General features: G+C 64.6%; 21 protein-coding genes. 11 read left to right on the forward strand and 10 right to left on the reverse strand.

The window, feature by feature from the left end:
* Window positions 1-3: 3 nt before the first annotated feature.
* The 4 genes from ACSMXN_RS06875 to ACSMXN_RS06890 form a co-directional block, all read right to left on the reverse strand.
* Window positions 4-645 carry a hypothetical protein gene (locus ACSMXN_RS06875; RefSeq protein WP_022914110.1) on the reverse strand — a complete coding sequence of 214 codons (642 nt, stop codon included), beginning with the start codon at window positions 643-645 and terminating at the stop codon, window positions 4-6.
* Window positions 642-2,771 carry a hydantoinase/oxoprolinase family protein gene (locus tag ACSMXN_RS06880; protein ID WP_022914109.1) on the reverse strand — a complete coding sequence of 710 codons (2,130 nt, stop codon included), beginning with the start codon at window positions 2,769-2,771 and terminating at the stop codon, window positions 642-644. Before ACSMXN_RS06880 ends, ACSMXN_RS06875 begins: the two co-directional genes overlap by 4 nt.
* 37 nt (window positions 2,772-2,808) lie before the next feature.
* On the reverse strand, window positions 2,809-4,437 hold the full coding sequence (locus tag ACSMXN_RS06885) for an FAD-dependent oxidoreductase (protein WP_022914108.1): 1,629 nt from the start codon (window positions 4,435-4,437) through the stop codon (window positions 2,809-2,811).
* Between the two features lie 66 nt (window positions 4,438-4,503).
* Complete coding sequence (locus ACSMXN_RS06890) at window positions 4,504-4,815, reverse strand: hypothetical protein (protein WP_196811337.1); 312 nt, start codon at window positions 4,813-4,815, stop codon at window positions 4,504-4,506.
* 398 nt (window positions 4,816-5,213) lie between these two features.
* Here ACSMXN_RS06890 and ACSMXN_RS06895 point away from each other — a divergent pair, with 398 nt between their 5' ends.
* Window positions 5,214-5,678, forward strand: coding sequence for a hypothetical protein (locus tag ACSMXN_RS06895; RefSeq protein ID WP_155958436.1), 465 nt, complete (start codon window positions 5,214-5,216; stop codon window positions 5,676-5,678).
* A 103-nt stretch (window positions 5,679-5,781) separates the two neighbouring features.
* On the opposite strand, the gene ACSMXN_RS06900 is transcribed toward ACSMXN_RS06895, so the two are convergent.
* Window positions 5,782-6,255, reverse strand: coding sequence for a hypothetical protein (locus ACSMXN_RS06900; RefSeq protein WP_022914105.1), 474 nt, complete (start codon window positions 6,253-6,255; stop codon window positions 5,782-5,784).
* Window position 6,256: 1 nt separating this feature from the next.
* On the opposite strand from ACSMXN_RS06900, the gene ACSMXN_RS06905 reads away from it, so the two are divergent.
* The 3 genes from ACSMXN_RS06905 to ACSMXN_RS06915 all read left to right on the forward strand — a co-directional run bounded on the left by ACSMXN_RS06905 (window position 6,257) and on the right by ACSMXN_RS06915 (window position 9,202).
* Window positions 6,257-6,703 carry a hypothetical protein gene (locus tag ACSMXN_RS06905; protein ID WP_022914104.1) on the forward strand — a complete coding sequence of 149 codons (447 nt, stop codon included), beginning with the start codon at window positions 6,257-6,259 and terminating at the stop codon, window positions 6,701-6,703.
* Window positions 6,704-6,865: 162 nt separating this feature from the next.
* Window positions 6,866-8,401 (forward strand): sugar porter family MFS transporter, encoded by a 1,536-nt coding sequence (locus ACSMXN_RS06910; protein WP_022914103.1) that lies wholly within the window; start codon window positions 6,866-6,868, stop codon window positions 8,399-8,401.
* 156 nt (window positions 8,402-8,557) lie between these two features.
* A complete protein-coding gene (locus ACSMXN_RS06915) occupies window positions 8,558-9,202 on the forward strand; it encodes a hypothetical protein (protein WP_022914102.1) in 645 nt (214 codons plus the stop codon).
* Window positions 9,203-9,212: 10 nt separating this feature from the next.
* Here ACSMXN_RS06915 and ACSMXN_RS06920 read toward each other — a convergent pair whose 3' ends face one another.
* Window positions 9,213-9,599: a hypothetical protein gene (locus ACSMXN_RS06920; RefSeq protein WP_022914101.1), complete on the reverse strand. Its 387-nt coding sequence runs from the start codon at window positions 9,597-9,599 to the stop codon at window positions 9,213-9,215.
* A 311-nt stretch (window positions 9,600-9,910) separates the two neighbouring features.
* Here ACSMXN_RS06920 and ACSMXN_RS06925 point away from each other — a divergent pair, with 311 nt between their 5' ends.
* Window positions 9,911-10,606: a response regulator gene (locus tag ACSMXN_RS06925; RefSeq protein ID WP_455407714.1), complete on the forward strand. Its 696-nt coding sequence runs from the start codon at window positions 9,911-9,913 to the stop codon at window positions 10,604-10,606.
* A gap of 212 nt (window positions 10,607-10,818) precedes the next feature.
* The gene (locus ACSMXN_RS06930) at window positions 10,819-11,211 is read left to right on the forward strand and encodes a tautomerase family protein (RefSeq protein WP_022914098.1); all 393 of its coding nucleotides are present in this window, start codon (window positions 10,819-10,821) and stop codon (window positions 11,209-11,211) included.
* Between the two features lie 116 nt (window positions 11,212-11,327).
* Here the strand turns inward: ACSMXN_RS06930 and ACSMXN_RS06935 are convergent, their stop codons facing one another.
* A complete protein-coding gene (locus ACSMXN_RS06935) occupies window positions 11,328-12,923 on the reverse strand; it encodes an MFS transporter (RefSeq protein WP_022914097.1) in 1,596 nt (531 codons plus the stop codon).
* Between the two features lie 616 nt (window positions 12,924-13,539).
* Complete coding sequence (locus ACSMXN_RS06940) at window positions 13,540-14,709, reverse strand: lysylphosphatidylglycerol synthase domain-containing protein (RefSeq protein ID WP_022914095.1); 1,170 nt, start codon at window positions 14,707-14,709, stop codon at window positions 13,540-13,542.
* 487 nt (window positions 14,710-15,196) lie between these two features.
* Here ACSMXN_RS06940 and ACSMXN_RS06945 point away from each other — a divergent pair, with 487 nt between their 5' ends.
* The 5 genes from ACSMXN_RS06945 (at window position 15,197) to ACSMXN_RS06965 (ending at window position 21,852) form a co-directional block, all read left to right on the forward strand.
* Window positions 15,197-16,912, forward strand: a complete 1,716-nt coding sequence (locus tag ACSMXN_RS06945; RefSeq protein WP_455407715.1) for a S53 family peptidase — start codon at window positions 15,197-15,199, stop codon at window positions 16,910-16,912.
* A gap of 189 nt (window positions 16,913-17,101) precedes the next feature.
* On the forward strand, window positions 17,102-18,013 hold the full coding sequence (locus ACSMXN_RS06950) for an NAD(P)-dependent oxidoreductase (RefSeq protein ID WP_196811336.1): 912 nt from the start codon (window positions 17,102-17,104) through the stop codon (window positions 18,011-18,013).
* Window positions 18,014-18,331: 318 nt separating this feature from the next.
* Window positions 18,332-20,698, forward strand: coding sequence for an FdhF/YdeP family oxidoreductase (locus ACSMXN_RS06955; RefSeq protein WP_455407716.1), 2,367 nt, complete (start codon window positions 18,332-18,334; stop codon window positions 20,696-20,698).
* 32 nt (window positions 20,699-20,730) lie between these two features.
* Window positions 20,731-21,195 (forward strand): CBS domain-containing protein, encoded by a 465-nt coding sequence (locus ACSMXN_RS06960; protein ID WP_155958435.1) that lies wholly within the window; start codon window positions 20,731-20,733, stop codon window positions 21,193-21,195.
* Between the two features lie 69 nt (window positions 21,196-21,264).
* A complete protein-coding gene (locus tag ACSMXN_RS06965; protein WP_022914090.1) occupies window positions 21,265-21,852 on the forward strand; it encodes a hypothetical protein in 588 nt (195 codons plus the stop codon).
* On the opposite strand, the gene ACSMXN_RS06970 is transcribed toward ACSMXN_RS06965, so the two are convergent.
* The gene (locus ACSMXN_RS06970; protein WP_155958434.1) at window positions 21,800-22,231 is read right to left on the reverse strand and encodes a cytochrome ubiquinol oxidase subunit I; all 432 of its coding nucleotides are present in this window, start codon (window positions 22,229-22,231) and stop codon (window positions 21,800-21,802) included. The two genes, ACSMXN_RS06965 and ACSMXN_RS06970, sit on opposite strands and share 53 nt — an antisense overlap.
* Window positions 22,232-22,571: 340 nt before the next feature.
* Window positions 22,572-24,566 carry an ATP-dependent zinc metalloprotease FtsH gene (gene ftsH, locus ACSMXN_RS06975; RefSeq protein WP_081649191.1) on the reverse strand — a complete coding sequence of 665 codons (1,995 nt, stop codon included), beginning with the start codon at window positions 24,564-24,566 and terminating at the stop codon, window positions 22,572-22,574.
* Window positions 24,567-24,594: the final 28 nt, after the last annotated feature.

A 24,594-nucleotide genomic window follows, 5' to 3' on the forward strand; every position in this document is an offset into this window, starting at 1 on the left:
GCCTCAGTTCGATCGGATCAAGTCGGCCGCGAGTCCGAGCGCGGCGCTGAGCAACAACGGACTTCTACCCAGGCGAACAACCTGTTGGGCGTAGGAATGAGCGGCCAGTTCGTCGGCTCCGACGACGTGTGCCAGCAGTTTGCGTCGCCCGATGTGGGCGGCGCTCGCATCGAGCGCGCGTTTGAGTTCGCGTTTGGCCTGATGATGTTGCAGATGCCAGTGCGCTGCCTCGTGGGCCTCGGCGGCAGCCCGCACGATGCCCTCGGGAAACCAGCAGCGCCAGCCGAGCGCTGCCGTCAACTCCTCGGCAAGCGCGACGGTATCGGTGTAGAGCTCCACCGTCGGTACCGGGCGGGAGGAGAACTGGGCCAGCAGCATCTGGTCGAGACCATCGACCCGCTCGATAAGGCGCAAACGTTGGCCCTGATTGCTGTCGAGTTCCAGCCTCGCGCCGAATCGCGTTGCCCTTGCGGCCCAACTTCGAATGAGATCGGCGTCGCGTCCGGCGTGGGTCGGCTGCTCGGCAAGGAAGTCTGCTGCCAGGTCGGTGTCGGAACTCTGCGCGAGATCGCTGCAGTTGCGCAACAGTCGCCGCCGGCTGTGGTCGTCGATACTGCCGAGGTGGGTTGTGCCGGCGGTGATCATGAGCGTGGCTCAACGATGACGATGACGGTCTCATCGGCGGGAAGGCTGCTCAGCTCGCTTTGAGCCAACGCCAGCAGCGATTCGGCGTCCAGAACCCCGCTCAGATCGGCAATGCGTGCTCCGAGCAGCAGATGTACCGCCGGTGCCCGTACTCCGCCGTCGCCGTAGGTTGTGGTCGTGTGCACCAGGCCACGTAATGTCTCGATAGCACCGGAAACATTGGTGATCTCTACTCGAGCGTCGCGAGACAGAAGCCGGATCACTCCGTCGGAGTCCAGGACTCGGATGGCATGGCGCGGCCTGCGGAAGCGTCGCGGCCGGTCCACGCCGAACACCGTGTAGGCAGCAGTGTGGGCCAACACGTCGAGGGCGCCGGCGCCGGCCCGCAGGCTTTCAGCTGCTATTGCTCGCAGTTCGTCGTCTCCGAGATGTTCCGAGCGATCGTGGGTGCGCAGCTCCGATGCACCGGTGGCCACAGCGCGAACGGTGTTGGTCTGCGGATCGACAGTCACATCGACCTCGATCGCCTCGGGTGCCGCGCCCTCGGCCAAGACGGCCAGTGCAGCCTCGTTGCGGACTGCAAGTATCTGCTCGGGTCCTGCGCCGGGAATGATGCGTTCGATCTGTTCGCGAACCAGAGCGAGTGCGACGCCGATCGGGCTGATGACTTCGTTGTGATCGGCTATGACGCCCGGCAGGGCCATGGCGTGTGACAGGTGCGGCGTCACGGACGCGGCACCACCACCCCCGCCGACCAGGCGGATCGTGTTCTGCTCGAGGCGGTAGTCCCGCACCATTCGGTCCACGACCGCCCGAACCTGCTGGATACCGCTGTCAAGCACCATCGTCGCGGTGCCAGCTACGTCCGTGCCGAGCAGCTGTGCCAGTGGGGCCAGCGCGAGTTGTGCTGACTGCGGATCCGTATGGGCGAAGTCATTCTCAGGGACCAGCCCGAGCGCGTTGGCCGCGCACGTCATGGTGATCGCGAACCGCCCGCCGGATGAATCGATTACTGCGTAGTCATCAGGATCATCGGCCATCGGCCGGATAGTGGCGATGGTGGCGTTCTGCAGATCCTGCGGATCGGCGAAGCACGCGTACGGCAGTCCCGCGATATGGGCGCTGCGGGGGCCGACGGTAGTGACTGCATGGTCGCCCAGTCGGATCATCGAGCCGCCGCCGATGCCAACGGTGCGTACGTCCAGCGCGGACAGGTAACTCTGCTCGCCGAGAATCGTCGCATACCGGATGGCCACTTTGCCCCGGTGGATGACGCTGATGTCGGTTGATGTCCCGCCGGTTTCGAGGAAGATCCCCTCGCTGACCCGTTCTTGCATCAGCGCTCCGGCAACTCCGGCCGCCGGTCCCGACAGCACCGTGAGCAGGGGTCGGCGGCGCATTTCGTCCAGCGACATGACGCCACCGTCGCACCGCATGACCATCAACGGTGCGGTGATTCCGGCCTTGGCGATGCTCGAATCCACGAGGTCAGCGGTAGCGAGCATCTTGGGAAGGATCGCGGCGTTGATCACGGCGGTCCGGGTGCGTTTGCGTAAGCCGTACAGCGAGGTGATCTCGTGCGCCCCGGCGGCCGGTACGCCGTTCTCACGCGCGATGGCGAGAACCTCGTCCTCGCCGTCGGACATGTCCACGCTGAAGGGCTCCGTCGCGACAACTACCTCTGCACCGCCCCGGTGCAGTTGCTCCAGGGCAGCCTTCACCGCGACACCGTCTGTGGGATCGATGACATGTGCATAGGTCACCGGCAGGAACTTGCCAGGCGTCAGCTGCAGCTTACGGAGGGAGGCAAGATGCCTGGTCACGGTGGCTGCCGGGCCTGATCCGATACCTATTAGGCCGACGGGTGAGACATCTCCTTCGAGCAAGGCATTCGTTGCCTGCGTCGTGCCATGCGCCAGAAATGCAACGTCTTCCGGATTCGCGTGGACGTCGCTGAGCAATTGCTCCAGAGCTTCGACGATTCCGTGCGCAACGCCGTCTTCGTGCTGATGGCTCGTCGGCACTTTCGCTTGTCCGACGAGTTGCATTGTCTCTGCGTCGATCGCCACCGCGTCGGTGAATGTGCCGCCGACGTCGATGCCGACGCGGATCCGAGGATTACCCATGTCCTGAACTCCTATGTTTCTTGCCGTGAGTGAGCGGTCAGTAGCCGCGGATATCCGGCCAGTGGCGTTGGATCCCGGCGTGATCGAGCATTCGCGCGAATTCGTCGAAGTGCTTCTTCTCGGCCTGGACCTGCTGTGGATCGAGCGCCCGGTCAAGGCAGTGCGCGGCCAGCGCGCCGGCCACCTCGCCGATGTTCCACTCCACGGGGTGCAGCCGGTAGCAACCATTGGTGATGTGCGTGGTTCCGATGTTCTTTCCCGCCGGCAGCAGATTGCGGACCCGCAGGGGGATCAGCGCGCCCAGCGGAATCTCAAACGGAACCGACCCGATGTCGATGTAGTTGCTGCCGCCGGTTGAAGGGTGCAGATCAATCCGGTACCCACCCACGCCTACCGAGTCGCTGTATCGGGTGCCGCCGTGGGGGCCGACGAGAGCTATCGCGACGTCATGCTCGGTGATCGTCGTAACGGTCTTGGCGCGTCGTGATTCCCGTACGTATGGCGACTTCGCAAGGCCATCAGCGGTTCCCGTCACGTCCGGGCGGATCCGTAAGCCCGGAAAGCCAGTGCCCCCATCGGCACGCGGCGCCTCCGTTTGCAACCAGTACAGCAGGGACAACGACAGCTGGCGTGCCTCGGTCAATGCTTGCCTTGACGTCTCCTCGCCGCCGCCGATCAGCGGCTTGCGCCAGTAGTCATTGAGTGGCCAGTTGACGAGCGTGATGTCGGAGGCGAACGAACCGGGTCGGTGCAGTGCACGTGCGAGCACTCGGCGGAACGTCCACAGCTCCTTGTCTCCGGCGTCAGTGCTCTGATCGGCCATTACGGCCAGCGGATCCTCGATCGGGTTCGGCGCAAATGTGCGGTCGACGGGCTCGAGACTTCGTGGGTCCGGGGCCGCGAAACCCAGCAACGGACCCGGCCAGAAGTTGGGCTGATAGGACCGCCAGAAGCCGTACCCGGCCGGGGCGTCACCAGTGTGGTCTTCTCCCTGATGGTGCGAGATTGCGAAGCACACGGTAATGCCTTGCTGATCAAGGGGATTTGCCACGTCCGGTGCATGTGGCTCGTCGTGCTCCGAACGCGCGTCGGCACCCAGTGAGAATTCCGCTCCAGTCAAGGCGAGCAGGTCACCGGTCTCGGTCGCGTCCAGCACATAGCTGGCGGCGATGTCGATGGTGTTTCCGGAGCGCAGATCCTGCACCGTCACAGCCGTCACGCGATCGCCGTCGACATTCGCGGCCAGCGCTCGGTGTTCGGTCAACACCTGCAACCTGCCGTCCGACTCGTAAGGGGCGAGCATTGCATGCAGCACCGCCAGCGCGACCCGCGGTTCGTGGCAGAGCTTGCTGACTCGTCCTGCTCCCGGGTTCAGTTCGCTGGTGGCCAGTGCCTCCGAACGCAACGGGTACCACTGCCGGTAGTAGCTGCGGATGCCCTCTCTCAACGCGCGATAGGAGGCGGTCACGCCGAACTGCTCGACCCAAGGGTGCTCGTCTGGCGGCACTGCCTGTGCAGTCAGCTGACCGCCGATCCAGTCGGTTTCCTCGGTGAGGATCGTGGTTTGCCCAGCCCGGCATGCTGCCAGCGCTGCGGCCACGCCGCCAACGCCTCCGCCGACGATGAGAACGTCGGGATCGGCGATGGAAACGGATCTGTTCGGCATTGATGTTCGCTCCTTGCTGCTCTCAGCGAGCGGGCGCGTAGTTGTCTGTCATTGGCAGCTCGGTCGTCATGCCGCCCGGGAACTCGCAGCAGCCCATTGGTTCGAGCCGTTTGATGTCGCACGGGTGTTCTGCCAGCGTCCGGACCGGCCGACGTTCTCGATCGACACGGTTGCGAGCGAAAGCGCCCACCGCATCCGGTCGGCAGCTTCATCGGGATGTGCGCCGTATTGAGCCGCGAAGACATCGACGCATCCCGACACGCCCCCGTGCGTCTGCAGGCTGAGCTCGATCGCGGCAGTGATCTGCTCGATCGTTGGTTGGTCCGATGGCTGCAGGCTGGAGACGAACAGCGCCTCGGCCTGAGTGGTAAGCGTCATGATGATCACGCTCCGAGCGACGATGAAACGACGGATAGAAAACTGCAGATTGAGCATCGTCGACTGCACCCGCGGATGTCTGCGAAGCGAGCATCCAGGTCAGCGTCGGGCCCGCAGGAGTCTCGGACTACCAGCTAACGGGAAGTGACCGGCCCGAGCCCGGGCAAGAGGGATCAAGAGGGATGTGGTGCGCAGCGAGTCGATACCGGGTAGCGGGCACGGCGTCGCTATTGCCAGCCGGATACGGGAACGGTTGCTCGCACGGGCGACGTTTCCGAGGCTTGGCGGCAGGCTTGGCCGCAGGCTTGAGTGCGAAGGATCCCGCGCGTGGACCTGCGGGTCCATGCCGCCCTGACACTGAGCCGTAGAAGCGAACAGCAACGGGAAGGAGACCTCGAATGCTCATCGCCGTATGTGTCCTATTGACACTGGGTGTTACCGCAACCATCGTCACGCGAGCAGCAAAACGCCGGCAGGCGCGCCACAGAGCACGTGGACCGATCGCGCATGCGTTCCGCGTGCGCGAGTTCGGTGAGTTCGACGCGCATTTGGAGGCGGTAGCTCGAGAGGAATTCATTCGCCTCGAGAAGGAGCTCGCCCGCTACTTGGCTGGCCGCGTCGGACACATCGTGGTTGTCTCGAAAGCTCCGCATGGCATCGCGCTGGAGCTATCCGATGGTCGCCGCCTCGCGCTGGGCGGCATCAGCCCCCGCACTGTCGAAGTCCTCAACCGCCGCGCACCAGTGGACGCCCTGCGGCCCGAGAGCATCAACCGGGATTACTTTTCCTGCCGGCTGGTCCTGCGCGGACTCACCGGCGACCCGGTCGAGATCTACGCGCGCAACATCACGCTCGCGGCCTGATCACTTTGGATCGTCCATGTGGTCAGGAGTGCGCAGCCGTCGGGACTGCGCAGCCGTCGGGACTGCGCAGCCGTCGGGACTGCGCAGCCGTCGGGACTGCATGCTAATCGGCGCCGAGGACTTGGAAGTCCTGGCTGACGAAGATGTGATGCGGCCAGTTGACGCCGATGTAGTGGACCTCGTACTCACCGTTGCTCAATTGGACCACCCGGTCGACAACACCACCCGGGTAGGCGCCCAGCGCGGCTTCGGTCGCTTTGTTCGCCGTCGTTCCGCTGACGATCGTCCCGGACCCCTCAGTGTAGTTCGCAGGGATCTGACCGATCTGTTTGGCTGTCGTCGGTGAGCCTTGCTGGAAGGGGATCACGCCTGCCGCCAAGGAAGCCGCAGATCCGCCGCTGTCCGTAGGCTGAACGCTGACCTCGGTGGCCATAATGGTCGTTCCGCTGGTCGTGCCGAGGACGAGCACAGACTTGCCGGTGGCGATTGCACTGGCCGACGTTGGGCTTGTCCCGTTCTCAAATGTCGTCGCCGGCGCCTCATTCACGGTGACCTTCTGACCCGCTGGCGTCGTCATTGTGAAGCTCGTCGTTGACACGCTGTTGACGGTGCCGGATGCTCCGCCTGAGGCTGGTCCAGAGCGGGCGTTGGAGCCCGCGCCGAGGCGGCCGGGAGCACCCGCGGCGCCGGCCGATGGTCCGCTGGCGACGCTGCTGCCTGATGCGGGCTGTGCGGACGTTGTCGAGTTTGACGTGGCAGCAGCGACCGAAAGCCCGATCGCGGCACAAGCTACCGCAGCAGCCGTGATCCACGTTGCTTTGTTGGACAGCAATCGCCGTACTCCACGCTGGCGCGGTTGCTTGACGCTTCCCGACGTCTCCGCTGCGTCAGGCCAAAACGTTGCTGGAGCGGGCCAGGCAGGGCCGGGACCGGAATTGCCGGAAGTTCCGGCTGGCGGCGTCTGGGATGTCGGCTTCGATCGGGGGCCATCCCCAATGTTCTCATCGTGGTTAGTTTGTTCGTAATCATTCATGGGTGAAGCTCCTCTGGATAAACAGCACCTTGAGCGTGCTACCCGTTCCTTTGAAGTTTCTGTATGCCTACTGAGACGCCGAGCTGAGCCGTAGGGGTTTTGCTAGCTGGATGTTGCGACTCCCGTTAGCTTCAGCCAGCGAGACCCGTTGGCTGTGAAGACAGGGCGCCTGCTGGCGGCGACGATTGAAGCTGCGCGGTCCTTCAGCCTGCGCAGCAAAGCGAATCGCCGACAGGAGAAAGCTATGACAGCAATGACCGGGACCGCGGAGTCGACGCGTGAAGCCCGGCTGTCGTCAGGATCCGTCCGCCGCCACGTCCTATTTGGCGCTGCTATTACCGCCCTTGGCGGTTTGCTGTTCGGCTACGACACGGGCGTCATCTCTGGAGCTTTGCTGTTCATTGGTCGGGATTTCCATGGCCTGACGTCCTTTGACAAGGAGCTGTTGACCAGCGTGCTGCTGATCGGCGCGCTGATCGGCGCTCTGATCGCGGGGAGGATCGCCGACAGAGTGGGACGGCGACCTACCGTGTTGGGCACCGCGGCGCTGTTCATCGCTGGGGTTATGCTCGCTGCCTTCTCGCCGACGTACGGAGTCCTCGTGGCTGCTCGGGTCATCATCGGGCTGGCGGTCGGCTCGGCGTCAATGGTCGTGCCGCTCTACATCGGCGAGACGGTCCCGCCGCGGATGCGTGGCGCTTTGGTCAGTTTCAACCAGCTGGCCATCACCTCGGGCATTCTCGTTTCCTACCTTGTCGACTATGGTTTGGCGTCCTCGCAGAATTGGCGACTGATGTTTGGGCTGGCCGCGATACCCGCGCTGTTGATGTTCGTAGGCATGCTATTCCAGCACGAGAGCCCGCACTGGTTGGTTGCCCGAGGCCGAGAGGACGAGGCGCGCAGCGTGCTGCACCGGATCCGGAACAACAGCGATGTCGAGGCCGAGATCGCGCAGGTACGCCAACTGTCGACACGGAAATCCAGCTTGCGTGAAAGCCTCAACCCGGCGTTGCGTCACGTCATGATCATCGGTGTTTCGCTAGCGGTGTTCCAGCAGATCACCGGGATAAACACCATCATTTACTACGCGCCTACCCTGTTGTCCTCCGCCGGCCTGGGCAACTCGGCCGCGCTGCTGGCCAACGTCGTCAACGGCGCAGTCAACGTTGGGATGACCATCGTCGCGATTCGGCTCCTGGATCGGGTTGGGCGGCGACCGCTGCTGCTGGGCGGCACTGCGGGGATGGCCGCCGGGATGGTCGTGGTCGCTCTGACCTTCGCCATCGGGGGCAGCCAATTGCATGGCGGCGCGGCCTACTTCGCCATTGCCGGCTTGCTTGTCTACACCGGGTCCTTCGCTATCGGGCTCGGCCCGGTGTTCTGGCTGCTGATCAGCGAAATCTACCCGGTACGAATCCGTGGGCAGGCGATGAGCGTGGCGACGATGGCGAACTGGGGCGCGAACTTCGTTGTGACCATCTCGTTCCTGAGTCTGCTGAGCGCCATCGGTAACGCCGGAACATTCTTTCTCTTCGCCGGGCTGTCCCTTGTCGCGCTGACTTACTTCCAGCGACAGGTTCCCGAGACCAGGGACCGCAGCCTGCAAGACATCGAAGCTGACCTGGACGTGCCTACGGACCGTGGCCTTCCCAGCCAATTGACCCAAGCGCCGATCGATGCTGTTCTATGACAGAGGGTCACGCTTTATCGATATTTGAGGACCGAAATGCCTAAGACCTCGCGATCGAACGAACCTCCTCCCCGCCGATCAGCAAGGGAGCGCTCCGCGACATTCCGTGCTGCTCAGCGACGGGCCGAGCGGCGCCGGCGCGCCATAATCTCCTTGGTGGCAGTAGCTGTCGTCGCGGCAGCTGCGGGGGGTATCGCGGCCGCCGTAAGGTCCGGTTCTGGCCACGGGCCAGCGCAAGGATCGACCGACGCCGCGACCGCTGTCCTCACCGGTCCCCCAGGGCCGGAGGGCATCGTCCTGGAAGAGGGCCAGCTGCTCGCACCAGCGAGCACAGCAGCAGATGGTCAGACAATTCAGGGCATCCAATGTGATGCCAACGAGCAGGTCGCCTATCACATACATAGCCACCTGACGGTCTACGTCAACGGGTCGCTACGACCGCTGCCAGCGGGCATTGGGATTGTCACGCCAGTTGCTGAACAAACCCCCAGCGGGGTGTTCGACACCGCTAGTCGCTGCTACTACTGGCTGCACGTGCACGCACAGGACGGCGTCATCCATGTGGAGTCGCCCACGACCAAGGATTACACCCTGGGGCAGTTCTTCGCGATCTGGCAACAGCCACTAAGCACTGGGCAAGTAGGGCCTGCCAAGGGCCCGCTCACGGTGTTCGTCAACGGCGTCCGTTACGGCGGGAACCCGGCCTCGATCGTGCTCACATCCCGCGAGGACATCCAGATCGACGTAGGCACACCCGCGGTGCCCGCTAAAAGAGTCGACTGGTCGACCTCGGAACTCTGAGTCTGCTGAATCAAAGAGCGCTGTCCGGAATCAGTTCGATGAATCTTGCGGCTGCTTGGACGCCCGCCTGCAGACATGATCCCCAGTCATGCCCGCGCCGTTCCATGGTCTGCGCTGCACGCAGTGTCACAACGGCACCCAACGTGAATTCCTTGGGGGCGGAACCGGACGCGATCGCTTCACCGACAGAGCAGTTCGTGAGAAGTGTCGCCGTCGCAGCCGACACGTCTGCCTTGATCAGTGCCAGCCCCACGATGCTGTTGGATCCCGGACGGCACTCGTAGTAACGAGCGCGACGTGAACCACGTTGGCCACGTCTCGGCCGCGCGCGGTAGTCGGCTCCGCGGTCGCGGACGCAACTCTTCAGCAGGTCTAGCGCGTCAACGATGTCGATCACGGCTGCCCTCCAGTTCCTCAATTGCGATTGTGGGTTCTTCACCGTCAAGCCTGTCGTGATGCTGTGGAGAAGTCGCCAGTGCGAGCGGCCATGTTTCGAGTGTTGCTGGCATCGGGGTGGGAGTACCTGCTAGCTGGTATCGAGACCAGACCGGCACTGCATGCTCGACGCGATGGCGCGTTCGATCCCTTCCGGCTAGCAGGTAACGACGACGGATGCTGGCCAGGACGACTCGGCGGCTCACATTTGCCACAGTCGGATCTAACGGATTTGTGTTGGACAAGTTGCATTTGCTTCAGGAGGCGGTGGCCATGCCCATTCCAGCAGCGGTGGCTGAATTGGTTGATACTCGTGAGATGTCGACTCGAGTCGTGGTTGCCGATGATGACGTGCTGTTGCGTGAGGGCGTGGCCAGCCTGCTCGGCCATTCCGGCTTTGAGGTGGTCGGGCAGGCCGGAAACGCGGTGGAGCTGCTTGCGATGGTTCGATCGGCCAGGCCTGAGGTGGCGATTGTCGATATTCGGATGCCGCCAGGGCACGGAACCGAGGGTTTGGACGCTGCGCGGGTGATCCGCAACGAGCTGCCAGACACGGCGATCATTGTGTTGTCTGCGCATGTTGAGGTCGACGAGGCGATGGAGCTGCTTGCTGGTGGGGAGCGACTCGGTTATCTGTTGAAGAGTCGAGTCACGGACGTAGCGCAGTTCATCGACACGGTCCAGCGGATCGCCGCCGGCGCCTCGGTGGTCGATCCGTCCCTGGTTCAGGAACTCGTGAAGGCGCGCCGGCGGCGTGATCCGCTGGACGTGTTGTCGCCACGCGAGCGTGAGGTGCTGGGCTTGATGGCCGAGGGCAGATCGAATGCCGGCATCGCCGCAGAGATCTTCGTCTCCGAAGGCACCGTGGAGAAACACGTCCGGAGCATCCTCACCAAGCTTGACCTTCCCGAGAGCGAAGCCGGTCATCGACGGGTGCTGGCGGTACTGAGGTTCCTGGACGCGCGCTAGCCGAATCGTATCCTCTGATTGGTTGACGCCGCCGCCGCTCTCGCCGACGACATGTCCAGTTTCATCGAGGTGTGGGCGACACCATGGAGCTTGCGCAGCCTCTTTGCACCCGACTTCCCGCTCGAGCGGGCGCTGAAGGACGTGGAGCGGCGCCCGCGTCGCAATTGGCAACCCAAGCCAAAGCGTCACAAACCCGAATAAGGAGATCTGACATGCCGCTGGTCCACATCGACCTCATCGAGGGCCGCTCCGACGCCCAACTCGCCATCCTTGCCGACGTGGTCTATGGCGTCGAGCGGGACGTCTTCGCGGCGCCCGAGGACGACCGCTACATCATCATCACAGAACACAAACCGGGCCGCATGAGCTTGGGCAGTACCGGACTCGGCTATCAACGCAGCCCTGAGGCGATGGTCATCCAGCTAACTGAACAAGGCCGCGACCGCGACCAGAAGGAAGCGCTCTACCAGGCACTGGCCGATCGGCTCCACGACGCCATCGGCCTGAGCCCAGAAGATCTCATCGTCTCCATCGTGGCGAACACGAGCGAAGACTGGTCATTCGGGCTCGGTCACGCCCAATTCCTCACCGGCGAACTCACATAACTCGTGCAGCCTGCGCCGTCACCAGGTGAGGTGTCGGCAACGAGGTCTCGATCTCAACACCGGCTGGCTGCCACGACACATTGGACAACGCATTTCCGCAACGCCATACCAGCTCGTCATGAACTAGTCGGTGCGGAGACGCGGCCCACCGAGACGGCTACGCCGGGATCGGGATTCACCACCGGCGAGCAGCCGCAGACGGCGACGGGGATCGCCTCCGCCGCTGGCGGTGGCGCCGTTGCCGGGGAAGTGTGGTCGGCGGTCCTGAGCTCGGCGAGCCGGCGGCGGGAGGGCACCATGACGACCGCGAGGATCACTCCTAGGCCGAGCACCACGGCGGCCACGGTGAAGGCCGTGGTGTAGCCACGGGTGACCGCGATCGCCGTCGCCAGCGCGCCGCTGTGGTGGGCGGCTTGGTAGCTGGCCGTCGTGGTCAGCGCCACCGTGCTCAGCGCCGAGACCCCGATCGATCCGCCGACCTGCTGCATCGTGTTGACCAGCGCCGAGGCCACGCCCGAGTCCTCACGCCGAACGCCTGCGGTGGCGGTGTTGATGGCCGGCGAAAGGATCATGCCGAAGCCCAGGCCCAAGACAAGCAGGGCGGGCAAGACGCTGGTTTGGTAGGTGGAAGTCACGGTGAGCTTGCTCAGGTACGCCAGGGCACCGGCACCGAGCAGCATGCCCGAGGCCATCAGGACCCGCGGCCCAACTCTGGGCAGGCCCACGATGCTGGAGAGGTTAGAGCTGATGAGAATGCAACCCACCATCGGCAGGAACAGCAGCCCGGTGGTCAGCGGGCTGTATCCCTTGACCGATTGCATGTAGTAGGTCAGGAACAGAAAGACACCGAAGAGTGCGATTCCCGCTAGGAAGACCGCGACATAGGACCCGCCCCGGGTTCGGTCGAGTATCACGCGCAGTGGCAGCAGCGGGTGGGGGGAACGCCGCTCGGCAAGCACGAACGCGGCGAGCAGCAGCGGGCCAGCGACGAGGCTGCCAATGGTCAGCGGTGCCGCCCACCCGGCAGTCTCCGCACGAGAGAAGCCGAATACGACAAGGAACAGGCCGGTCGAGGCGAGCATGCTACCGGGCCAGTCCATGCGCGGTCGGATGGCCGGCGAGCGGCTCCTTATGAAGGCCAGGGCACCGGCCACGGCGATCGCGGCGAACACCAGGTTGACGTACAAGGTGTAGCGCCAGGACAGATACTGGGTCAGGAGCCCACCAAGGATCAGGCCCACCGCTCCGCCGCCGGCGGCCACCGAGCCGAAGACACCGAAGGCCCGCCCTCGCTCACGCGGGTTGGTGAAGGTGCTCACCAGAGTGCCGAGAGCGGCTGGCGCGAGGAGGGCGCCGAACGCGCCCTGCAATGTCCGGGCTGCAATCAGCATCGCAAACGAGACCGACGCGCCCCCGAGGGCTGAGGACATCGCGAAACCGGCCAGACCCGTGACGAAGACCCACTTTCGGCTGAACATGTCGCCAATCCGGCCGCCCGGTAGCAGCAGGCTGCCGAAGGCCAGCGCGTAGGCCGTCACCACCCACTGCCGGTCACCGTTAGAGAAGGTCAGCGCTCGCTGCGCTGAGGGCAGCGCGATGTTCACAATAGTGGAATCCAGGACCACCATCAGCTGGGCGAGCGCGACCACGACCAGGACCAGCCACCGCCTGTCGGCCGACGCTGCCGGGTGAATTTGCGTAGCAGATGACATCCGAGCTACCCCCACCTCTGTGAGCTATGCGCTCATATCCCCTTGCATCGTCAAGGGGATGCAGTAATTTTCGGCCTGTCGATGTGAGGTGTCTTCGCAGCTAGCGCCAGCAGTCCATTCCCGCTAGCCGCCATCCATCACGATCACCGGATACGCCTCGAGCTCCATCGCGCGTCGAACAAGACGCTCTGTGCCGCCCGCCTGCGGCGCCGGCCGCACGGGGTCCTCGACGAGTCTGTCGGGCACCGCTCGAAGGCGCCCTGAGCGGCCCACTGTGCGCGCCACGGGATCGGACAGTCCCGGATCCTCTTTGCCTGAAGCCTGGCGAAGGCTCGGCGCTTCTTGATCACGTGGGCCAAGCTTCGCGCGATGGCCGAGGGGGCCGAGCTCGCGTCGAAGGCGCTCTACTGAGGCTCGGTGCGCGCTTCGACGCTCGTTCGGCCCCGCTCGTTGCGGTATCGGCAGTGACCCGAACTCCCAGGTCGTGCAACAGTAAACGGGACCTGCCGCAGATCATCTCGGTCACGGTTTGTCCAGGCTCTGGACCTGTGCCCCGAGAGCTGCGGGTGGAGCGGAGATGGCGCCGGCCCTGAATTGGTTTCGCAGTTGCATCGGCTTAGAGTGCTGCACGTCGACGTAAGTGATGGGTGGCGAAGACGCCGACGGCTGCAGGCAGCCAGAAGGTGACTACCCGAAAGACGAGTACCTGTTGTACGGCGAGGGCCGAGGGCACGTGCATGCCGACGAGTACCGCGATCAGCGCAGCTTCGGTGGTACCGACACCTGCAGGTATGGGCAGGGCCGTCCCAGCGGCGGTACCCAACATGAAGGCGATCAGCAGCGCGCCGAGGGCAGCGACGGGCCGTGGGCCCGGAACCAACGCAACGCTGGCCGCGAAGGCGAAGGCGAGGATCAGCGTCGTTGCCCCGGAGGCGCATGCGAGGGTCGCCAACCTGACGAGGTGCCGCGACAGGTCCCGGAGCGGGGACCAGAATGTCGTCCAGTCACGTCCGGGCCGGGACGTGCGCAGGCGACGGAGGAGGACCGCTGTTGCCAACAGTATCGCGATTGCGAGCCACGACCAGGGTGAGCGCAGTGGTGCGATCATGTTGGCGATCTTGGTGGTCAGTGCCTGGAACTCGTGGGCTCCGCCATTGAGACCGACCCAGCGCCCGGCAAGAACGAGGAACGCCAGCAACGCGATATCGGTGATTGGCCCCAGTATGTGCAGTGACACCACAGCGCCCAGCGCAGCGGGAAATGTCAGGCCCCGGCGGGTGAAGTATCGAGCATTGACTGCTGCCCCGCCGAGGCCACCCGGGGTCAACCGATCCGCGGCTGAGGCAGCGAATTGGACGAGTACCGCTTCACCCAGCGGTAGCCGGGCGCCGGAGGCTGCGCGTGCTGCGATTGCTGCAGCAACATAGTGCAACCCGGCCAGCATGATCAGGACAGCCGCGAACTGCCATCGCAATCGGAGCAGGTCTCGACCGATCAGGCGACCAAATGCGAGCAGATCGCCACCGGTATCGCCGTCGACGTTCACTGCGCTGACGGTCGCCGCAGCCAGTAGCACGAGCGTCGCTACCGCGGCTGCGAGGCGCCATCGCGGACTGACTGTCGGACCCGGGGAGCTGTGATCATCAATAACGGACGGGCCCTCTGACGGCGCGGCGATCTGAGCAGTGTTGTTGCTTACCACGGCTGGCCAATCTCCGGTCTCGCCGGTTAGCTGAGCATGGTCAACGCTGAACATCTCGCGCTGGCCAGCAGTCCAGGTCGGCACAGGTCTCCTTCCGGCGCGATCACCCTGATCGCTTCGAGGGTTCTTGCCGTGATGGCCGCGCTGAGGACTGGGCCCAATGCGGCTTGAGCGCGGGACGTGCGCACCGCCTCATTCCTGTTGTGGCGCATCCCAGCGCCTCGCGAGGAGACCAGGTCGGCCACTCCAGCATGGTGTCGAGACCTCCGGTCACGCATTGCCGCTAGGCGGAAACCGGCGGTACCGCTAACCGGGGCCCGGATAGCCGCCTAGGAGCGATTCGCACAACCAGGGTCAGGCCGGATTCCTGCTGGCGGTTAGTGGGGTTGGGTGCCAGCCGCGAAGACATGCGCGGATGTACCTGGGAGGGTCGGACAACCGGTGGGATGTTGAGTAAGCACGGATTCGAAGGACTTGAGGGAAGATGATCGAAGTTCCAGCTGTGCCGAGCTCGACCTCCGGCCGGGCGCGGTCCGCTTCTGGTCACGCCCGGATGAAGGCGGCGCTCCCTATGCCAGTTGCCCTTACGACAGCGGCGATCCTGGCTGTATCGGTATTGGTCAGCGGATGCTCCTCGACAGGCCACAAGCCACCAGTGTTCCTCCCAACTCCGACGGCCGGCGGAGTCACCTTCTACCTGTCGTTACCCGCCTCCATGGCGGGGCTGAGCGGCGCGGCAGCCAAGGTGGCGACACCGGGATTATCGGACTACCGGCGCTTCAGTTCGCTGGCGACGGCTGCCGGTCAGTTCGGCGCCACCGACGCGCAGATCAACACCATCGCCAAATCGGTTGACACCCTTGGACTCCAATTCTCGGCCGACCCAACTCGGTTGTTCGCTCGGGTAACCGGATCGGCTCAGCAATGGCAGGCGGCGTTGGGAACTCCGCTCACCTCGCAGGCTGCCCCCGCGTCGAATCCGTTCATCACCTACACCCTCCCGTCCCGAACGCCGGCTCCGCTGCAACCCTCGGGTACCCAGCTGCTGTTGCAAACTGCTGAGGTCTACGTCCCGACCGCGGAGGGACGCCGCCCGCCCAGTGGCAACGGTCCGGCGGCGGCGGAGGCGAACACCACGGCTGAGCCGTGGCCGACCAACAGCGGCACCCCGATCAACGCCGGCTGCTCGGCACCCCCGATACAGCAGGGCGAGATTTACACCGAGCAGCAGACCCAGACCGCATACGGCGTCGACACACTGCGCGCTCACGCGTCGGGCACACCGGTGATAACGGTGCTTGACCTAGGGGGCGGCTGGCTGCCGAGCGACCTCCAACTGGCGGGGCAATGCTTCGGCTACTCCGCGCCGCAGGTTGAGCAGATGCAGGGCGACGGTGTCGCAACGGTGATCGGGAACGCCGACCCTGAGACATCTCTCGACCTGCAGACCGCCGCCGCAGTGGCTCCCGACGCGCAGGTGCGGCTCGTCCAGAGCACATCCGCAGGGGGCGGCATCCTGGACGGATTCAGTCGGGCGTTGGGCGGCCCTGGTGGCCTGCCGGACGTCATCTCGCTCTCCTATGGCGGATGCGCGATCGATGAGAACACAGCCGATCCTGCCTTCACTTCGGTCGTCGATGCCGTTCTGGCTATGGCAGCACTCAACGGTGTGTCCTCGTTCGTGGCGGCTGGTGACTCCGGGTCGACCGCCTGTGGCCCGAGCGTCAGCGGGACGACATTGTCCTATCCGGCGGTGTCGCCCTTCGTCACCGCCGTGGGTGGCACGCGTCTCACCCTCGGCACCGGTAATACCCGCGTCTCCGAGACTGTGTGGAACGATTCGGTGTATGGCCAGAGTGCCGCAGGCGGCGGTGCACTGAGCCGCCGCGAGCCTCGGCCCACGTACCAGAACGGCGCTATCCCGCAGAATCACCGCGCTGTCCCTGATGTGAGCGCGCTCGCTGACATCGTGCCGGGCTGGCCGGACGTTATCGATTCCACCGTGGTACCAGTCGGCGGAACGAGCGGCTCCACGCCATTCATTGCCGCGGCCACAGCACTGGTCGACGCCTCTGAGCGCGCCGCGGGCCGACCCCGAATCGGGTTGGCGAACGGATGGTTCTACAAGGCCGCATCACAACCGGGATCCTTCTACGACGTAACGACAGGCAACAACGACCTCGCCGGCGTCGGGTGCTGCCAGGCCTCCGCCGGCTACGACCTGGCAAGCGGTCTCGGCGTGCCGAACTGGACCACGCTGCCGGCCACACTCCCGCAGCCGGGCTGACCGATCGGACTGAGTCCAGCTGACTTCGAGGGCGTAATGGTTTTGGCGCTGGCCGTTTGGATCCCCCGGCTAGCGGTACCTCCGGCTTCGGGCTGGCTGCGATGCGGCCAACAGCGACCCGGCCGATGCTGGAATCGACGATTCGGCCGGCTCACCGCCGCGATCACGGCACACCACAAAGGAGCAATCATGCAAACAGCGAATCGGAATCACGTACCCCCGGCGGTAGCCGTGCTCGGTGCTGGCATCATGGGTTCGGCGATGACCCGCAACCTCGTTGCCGCGGGACTGACCACCACTGTGTGGGACCGATCATCGGAAGCGACCAGCCCGCTCGCCGATGCCGGTGCCGTCGTCGCCGCGTCGGCGCGGGAGGCGATCAAGGGCGCTGGTGTGGTGATCACCATGCTGCCCACCGCCGACGTAGTGGAGTCGGTGATCTTCGACGCCGGTGTGGCCGACACGTTCGCGGACGGATGCGTCTGGGCGCAGATGGGCACGATCGGCGTGGAGGCCACTTTGCGCATCAGGGATCGGCTGGCCGTGCGTCGTCCGGACGTTACGTTCGTAGATGCTCCGGTGTCGGGCAGCAAGCAACCGGCGGAGCAAGGTCAGCTACTCGTCCTGGCTTCGGGACCTCCCGCGGCCGCTGGTCAGTTGGCACCGGTGTTCGACGTCATCGGCCGCAAGACGGTCTGGCTCGGCGACGTCGGCACAGGCAGCCAGTTGAAGATTATCGTCAACGCTTACCTGTCCATACTGATCGAGGGTGTAGCGGAGACGATGGAGCTGGCTGATCGCCTCGGTATCGACCACCAGCAGCTTGCGGAGGTCATCGAGGGCGGACCGCTGGACGCCCCGATCGTCGACGCGAAGTTACACAAGATGGACCGGGGCGACTTCGCCCCCGAGTTTCCGCTCGAGTGGGCACTCAAGGACGTCGACCTCGCCATCGGTGCCGCGCACGGTGACAGCCTGCCGCTACTGGCCGCGTTGTCCAGTCAGTGGCACACCGCCGTAACCGCCGGATACGGCCGCCAGGACATCAGCGCCGCCCGCCTGGCGCTCGGCCGTGCGAACCGGACCAGTCCGGCTCACTAGGACTAGCCACCATCCGAGATCACCCTTCGATGACGGCGGATCGCGGTGTAACGTCACCGAAGTACCTGCTTCCAGGGAGGTGCCTCTGACAGCTCGGCTCGTTGCCGATGAGTCGTCCGGCGGTGTGATCGCCAGCGGGTTGTCCGACCGCCACAATGACGTTGCTCGTCCCCCGCGTTGGCCAATCTCGTTTGGGCTCAAATGCCGGATCCTCGTGACGCGCAGTGAACAAAGCCTTGCTGCGTCGTCCGGCGGGCTTGCGTCGCCAAGATCGATCGCTGGACGGTGCCTCCGCTAAGAGATGAGAGGAACTTGCTGATGGCGCACATCGACGGGAACGCTGACGCCGAAAAGGGGATGCTGGGGTCCGTGCCGGGTCAGCCGGCACTTGGCCGGGGCCCGGCACCAACCGGGAAGTACTCACGTCACGAGTATCACCATCCCGCGGCCGGATGGGGAGCGGCCAGAAGCGTTGGCAAGGTACTCGAACGCGCTGGTGAACCGCTGGAGGGTTTTCGCGCGCTGTTCGTGATGAATCACCAGGACGGCGGCTTCGACTGCCCGGGTTGCGCGTGGCCGGACGACCCGGATGGCCTGCGGCTTGACCTGTGCGAGAACGGTGTCAAGCACAGCACGTGGGAGATGGCACCTGCCAAGGCCGATCGCGATTTCTTTGCCGCGCGCACCGTCACCGAGCTGGCTGGTTGGACCGATTACGACCTGGAGGCAGTGGGCCGGCTGGCCGAACCGCTGAGCTATGACCCGGCAAGCGACAAGTACGAACCGATTTCGTGGGACGAGGCGTTCGCGCTGGTCGGTGACACTCTGCGCGGGTTGCAGAACCCGAATCAGGCTGCGTTCTATACGTCGGGCCGGCTGAGTAACGAGGCGACCTTTCTCTATCAGTTGTGGGTGCGGGAGTTCGGCACCAACAACCTGCCGGATTGTTCGAACATGTGCCATGAGGCGAGCGGCAGAGCTTTGACGGCCGCCATCGGCACCGGCAAGGGCACCGTCGATCTGCACGATTGGGAGGCGGCGGACGCGATCTGGGTGATGGGTGACAACGCAGCCTCGAACGCGCCGAGAATGCTCACCTGGTTGGCTGAGGCCGAGCGGCGCGGGGCGCAGCTGGTCCATATCAATCCGCTTGTGGAAGCGGGCTCCCGGCGCACGATCGTTCCTCATGAGTTCGTCGACATGGCCACGTTCCACGCCACCCGGATCGGCACGATGAATGTCCAGGTCCGGATCGGCGGTGACCTGGCTCTGCTGCGTGGCGTCGCGAAAGCGGTCTTCGAGGCTGCGGACAAGGATCCCGGCGTGCTCGACCGCGAGTTCATCGACTACAACACGCAGGGATTCGATGAGTACCGGCAACTGGTGGCGTCAACGGCCTGGTCTGACCTGGTGGCCGGCTCGGGGATTACCGAGGACGACATCCGTAAGCTCGCCGCGTCCTACCTGGCGTCGCAGCGGGTGATCATTGCCTGGTGTCTGGGGCTCACTCAGCACGAGCATGGCGTCGATACCGTGCGCGAGATCGTCAACCTGCTGCTGCTACGCGGCAACATCGGGCGGGAGGGGGCGGGCCCGTGCCCGGTCCGTGGCCACAGCAATGTCCAGGGCAACCGCACCTGCGGCATCAACCACCGTCCCACGAAGGACTTCCTGCAGCGGCTCGGCGACGTGTGCGGCTTCGACCCGCCGCTCGAGCACGGGTTGGGCACGGTCGACGCGATCGTGGGAATGCAGCGTCGCGAGGTGAAGGTCTTCGTTGCTCTGGGCGGCAACTTCGCACTGGCAACGCCCGATCAGGCATACACCTTCGCGGGCTTGCGCAACTGTGAGCTGACCGTTCAGGTGAGTACCAAGCTGAACCGTAGCCACATCGTGCACGGTCGACGCGCGCTGATACTGCCGTGTCTTGGACGGACGGAGAAAGATCGTCAGGTCAGCGGCGAGCAAGGCGTCACGGTCGAGGACTCCATGTCGATGGTGCACATCTCGCACGGCATGAAAGAGCCCGTGTCGGAGCAGCTTCGCTCCGAGTGCGCCATCCTCGTCGGGATGGCCCAGGCGACGCTTCCAGACAGCAGAACACCCTGGCGGGACTACGCCGAGGACTACGACCGCATCCGCGATGTGATGTCGCGCGCGCTGGTCGGGTTCGAGGATTTCAACCGCCGCGCCCGCCACCCGCACGGGTTCAGGCTCGCGCAGCCTGCCCGCGACCGTGTCTTTCAGACTGCTTCGAGCCGTGCCGAGTTCTCGCACGCTCCGCTGCCCGACGACGTCGACCCCGGCGCCGGGCGACTGCTGCTGACGACAGTTCGTTCGCACGACCAATTCAATACAACGATCTACTCCAACGACGACCGGTACCGCGGGCTGAGGGGCCTGCGCACCGTGATCTTCATGAACCGGAACGACATGAGTGAGCGGGGCCTCGGCGAGTTCGACCTCGTCGATGTGAAGAGCTTCTCGAAGGACGGCTCAGAACGCGCTGTCTACGGCTACCGCGCGGTCGGCTACGAACTACCTCCCGGATGCACTGCCGGCTACATGCCGGAGCTGAATGTCCTGTGCGGGATTGCCGACTTCAGCACCCAGAGCGAGCAACCGGTCACGAAGCATCTCGTCGTCGAGGTGACGCCGGCGCGCACCACGGGAACTGCAAAGTGAAAAGTTCGGTCGGGCCCGCCTCGGCGTGCCCGGTGGGAGATCGCGTTGTCGACGCGATGCTCACCTGCCCAAAGACGCATCGGAGCGATTCGCAGCTGGCGGAGATCAGCGCCCTGTTCGACGATGATCACGTCCACCTGGCGCTGGTCATTGCCTTGGACGGACGGCTCATCACGACGATCGAGCGAGCGGACCTGGCTGATGTTCGCTCGCCCGAGACAACGGCGACCCAACTGGGCACGCTCGTCGGTAGAACGGTGGGACCGGCGGAGCCGCTGGAAGCCACTACCTCAAGCCTGTTGCGCACAGGACGTCGGCGGCTGGCTGTCGTCGGCGATTCCGGTTGCCTGCTCGGCCTGCTATGCCTCAAACGCGACGGCACCGGATATTGCACCGACGAGAGTGTCCGGGCCCGCGCCAGCGGTGTTCAGAAGCCCCAGCACGAACCAGCGTCGATCGCCCTCGGCATCAATAAGACTGCGAATCGCTGCAGATAAGCATGTTCGGACGGCCACGCAGACACACTACTACCGCGTTTCTGCTGGCCGCGGAAGGAAAGGTGCGAGATGGACGTTACCTTAGCCAGTTCGGCATATCCCCCTCTTGCTCTCGGCTTCTTCGGCCTGGGCACCGGCTATCTGATCTGGGGTCCACAGGAATTGCTGGGCTGGCCCGCTCGCGACGAACGGGTTGACCGCTCGCTCGGCGTCTGGGGCATCTGGATGCCGGGCTTCTGCCAATTCGTCGCCGGCATCATCCTGTTCATCGGACTGAGCTGGCTCCAGGTGTTCACCAATCAGCCGCCCCTCTACATGGCCGCGCTCGCGTTTTCGGCGTACGGGATCCACTGGTTTGCGATCGGCTGGAACCGTTATCGCGGCAACGACCCGCGCCCGAACGCGGGGATGTCGGTGGCGTACATGGTGATCTCGGCGATGGGCGCCACCGTCTTCTTCAAGGTGCACGACTGGCCGGTGGGGCTGGTGTTCGTCGGACTGTTTGCCGTCTATCTCAGTGAATTCATCGCGACGGTAGGGGTGAGCCTTGCCGAGCGAGCGCTCGGCCTGTTCCGTATCGTCACCGGCGCGTGGTTGATGTACATCACCTATGCGGTCGCGGTCGACTTCGCCATCGGATACCACTGGCGCGTCTAGCCATTTGCCGGGGACCGTTGCGGTCCGGCATCGTCGCGGCCGGGGTCGCGGGCTCACCGGTATGAACCAGCACGCGCTGGGTTTGCAACGTGTACAGCAACGCGAGCACTGCGCCGTATCGGCGCATCAGCCCCGGCCACAGCAGGCCGATCTCGAACGACAACACCGTCCCGGTCACGGCGCCAACAGCCACCAGCACACCCATCGCTTGCGACCAGCGACGCGCCAGGGTCATGGCGACCTCGTTGGAATGACGCAGACCGATGTACTCAGCAAGAAGCACGAACGTTGGTAAGGCGATCCCAAGGCACGCCAAGATGACGTGAAAACCCAACGTTGACGCCATCTGAGCCCGCGCCGGAACAACATCACCGCTCAAGGGGGGCAGCTACGAGATTTATAGCGATTGGGCGCCAATGTTCGAGCCAGGTATGCCCTTGCCGCGAGTCCATGGCAGCGCCTCCTCCGCTGAGCGCGCAACCGCCAATAGCAGCGATCGTATAAGGCGCTAAGCATCCTGCCCAGTAGTCATCATGAATTGACGTCTTTTCTGGCACGGTCGGTGAGCGGGGAGCCGCATCCGTTGCTTCGTCCGCATCGGGTTGCCAAGACGTCGCCATCTCCTTGGCTGCTGCCAGCCTGTTCCGGTGCTCACAGCGCCTCCTTGTCAGCGCTTCCTTATTGCTCAACAAGCCGAAACGCCACGTGACTCGTATGTACTAGAGACCAGCTCCTGATCGAGTTGCGCTTGCGCGCGAGGTGGTGGTGGCAGCCTCGCAGCGCGGCACACCGGCGGCTGCGTAGGCAGCTTCCTCGTCCAGGGTTTCGTGTTCAAGCAATGCTGTCGCAAGGGCATCGAGCTTCGCCCGGTTGTGGCCGAGGAGCGCAACGACTTGTTGATGTGATTCGTCGACGATGCGGCGCACCTCCCCGTCGAGCAGCTTTTGGGTATCGGGTGACACCTCGCCGGCACCGGGAAGGAGCGGGCCAGTGCCGTCGCGCGGGAGTACGGCGACGGGTCCGATGGCTGAGCTCATGCCCCAGCGACCCACCATCTGGCGGGCGATGTCGGTGAGCTGTTGTATGTCTGACTCAGCGCCTGTGCTGGTCTCGCCGAAGACCACCTGCTCGGCGGCGCGGCCACCGAGGGCCACTTTGATCTTCGCTTCGACCTCGGGCTCGCGATAGTTGAAGCGGTCGCTTTCCGGGGCTGCGAACGTAACGCCGAGCGCCATTCCGCGGGGAATGATGGACACCTTGCGTACCGGATCGGCGCCGTCCGTGAGCATTCCCACGATCGCGTGCCCGGCCTCGTGGTAGGCGGTCCGGCGCCGATCGGCTGCACTCATCATCACCTGCCGCTCGGCGCCCAGCACGATCCGCTCCAATGCGTCGGTGAAGTCGGCTTCGTCGACGACCTCGTGGTTTCGACGGGCCGCCAGCAGAGCAGCCTCGTTCACCAGATTCGCGAGATCTGCCCCGACCATGCCCGGAGTCGTCGCCGCGATCCGGCCGAGGTCGACATCGGGCCCCACGGGCACAGCCCGCGCGTGCACTTTGAGGATCGCCTCGCGGCCAGCACGGTCAGGCGGTTGCACCGCGACCCTGCGGTCGAATCGACCGGGGCGAAGCAACGCCTGGTCCAGGACGTCGGGCCGGTTGGTTGCCGCGATGACGATCACGCTCGTCGCGGAGTCGAACCCGTCCATCTCGGTCAGGATCTGGTTCAGTGTCTGCTCCCGCTCGTCGTTTCCGCCGCTGAACCCGGCGACTCCGGACGTGCGTGAGCGGCCGATAGCGTCGAGCTCGTCGATGAAAACGATCGCCGGGCCGGCCTCCTTCGCTTGTGCGAAGAGATCGCGCACCCGTGAGGCGCCCACGCCGACGATGGCCTCGACGAACTCCGATGCCGCCATCGAGAAGAACGGGACGTTCGCTTCGCCGGCCACCGCTCGGGCGAGCAGCGTCTTACCGGTACCGGGTGGCCCGGAGAGCAAGACGCCGTGCGGGATCCGGCCGCCGAGCTTTCGGTACTTGTCGGGATGACGGAGGAAGTCGACGACTTCCGTCAGTTCGGCCTTTGCCTCATCGATCCCCGCCACGTCGGCGAAGGTGATGCGATCCCCGGAGGGCTGATATCGGCGCGCGCGTGATCGGCCGAACGAGCCGAGCACGTTCTGCATGTTCCCTGCGCGTCGCATCACCCAGAACAGCAGCAACAAGAACAGTATTGTCGGTCCGAAACCAAGCAACAGGCTCTGCCACCACGGCGCCCCGGTGTCCAGTGGTTGGGCGTTGACCACCACGCCCTTGCTCTGGAGCAGGCTGGACAGCGCATTGTTGTCGGCAAACGTAGGTATCTCGGTCTGAAAGTTTGTCGTCGGCTTCGAGCCGGCGTAGGACTCCGCCTGAGTGAACGTGCCCTGGATCGATGTCCCCTTGGATGTAATTTCCTTCACGTGACCCGCGGTCACCTGTTGGAGGAAGAATGGGCTGTACGGGACGCGCACCCGCGCCGCCGGCTCCGTCGCCCGTGAACCGACGTACAGGTTGATGGCCAGCAGCGCGAGCGCGAACAGAATCCAGGCGCCGCCCACTCTGAAGCGGGGACGTTGTGGAGGAGTTTTGGACGATCCACTCGGAGTTGGTGGCGCGGTGGCGTCGTGGCGCCGGTCCGCGCGTGCCAGTGGATCAAAGGGATTGGTCCTGTCCATGGCTGGCTCCTTATCCCACAATGCGAAG

Source organism: Parajatrophihabitans canadensis (genome assembly GCF_053764775.1).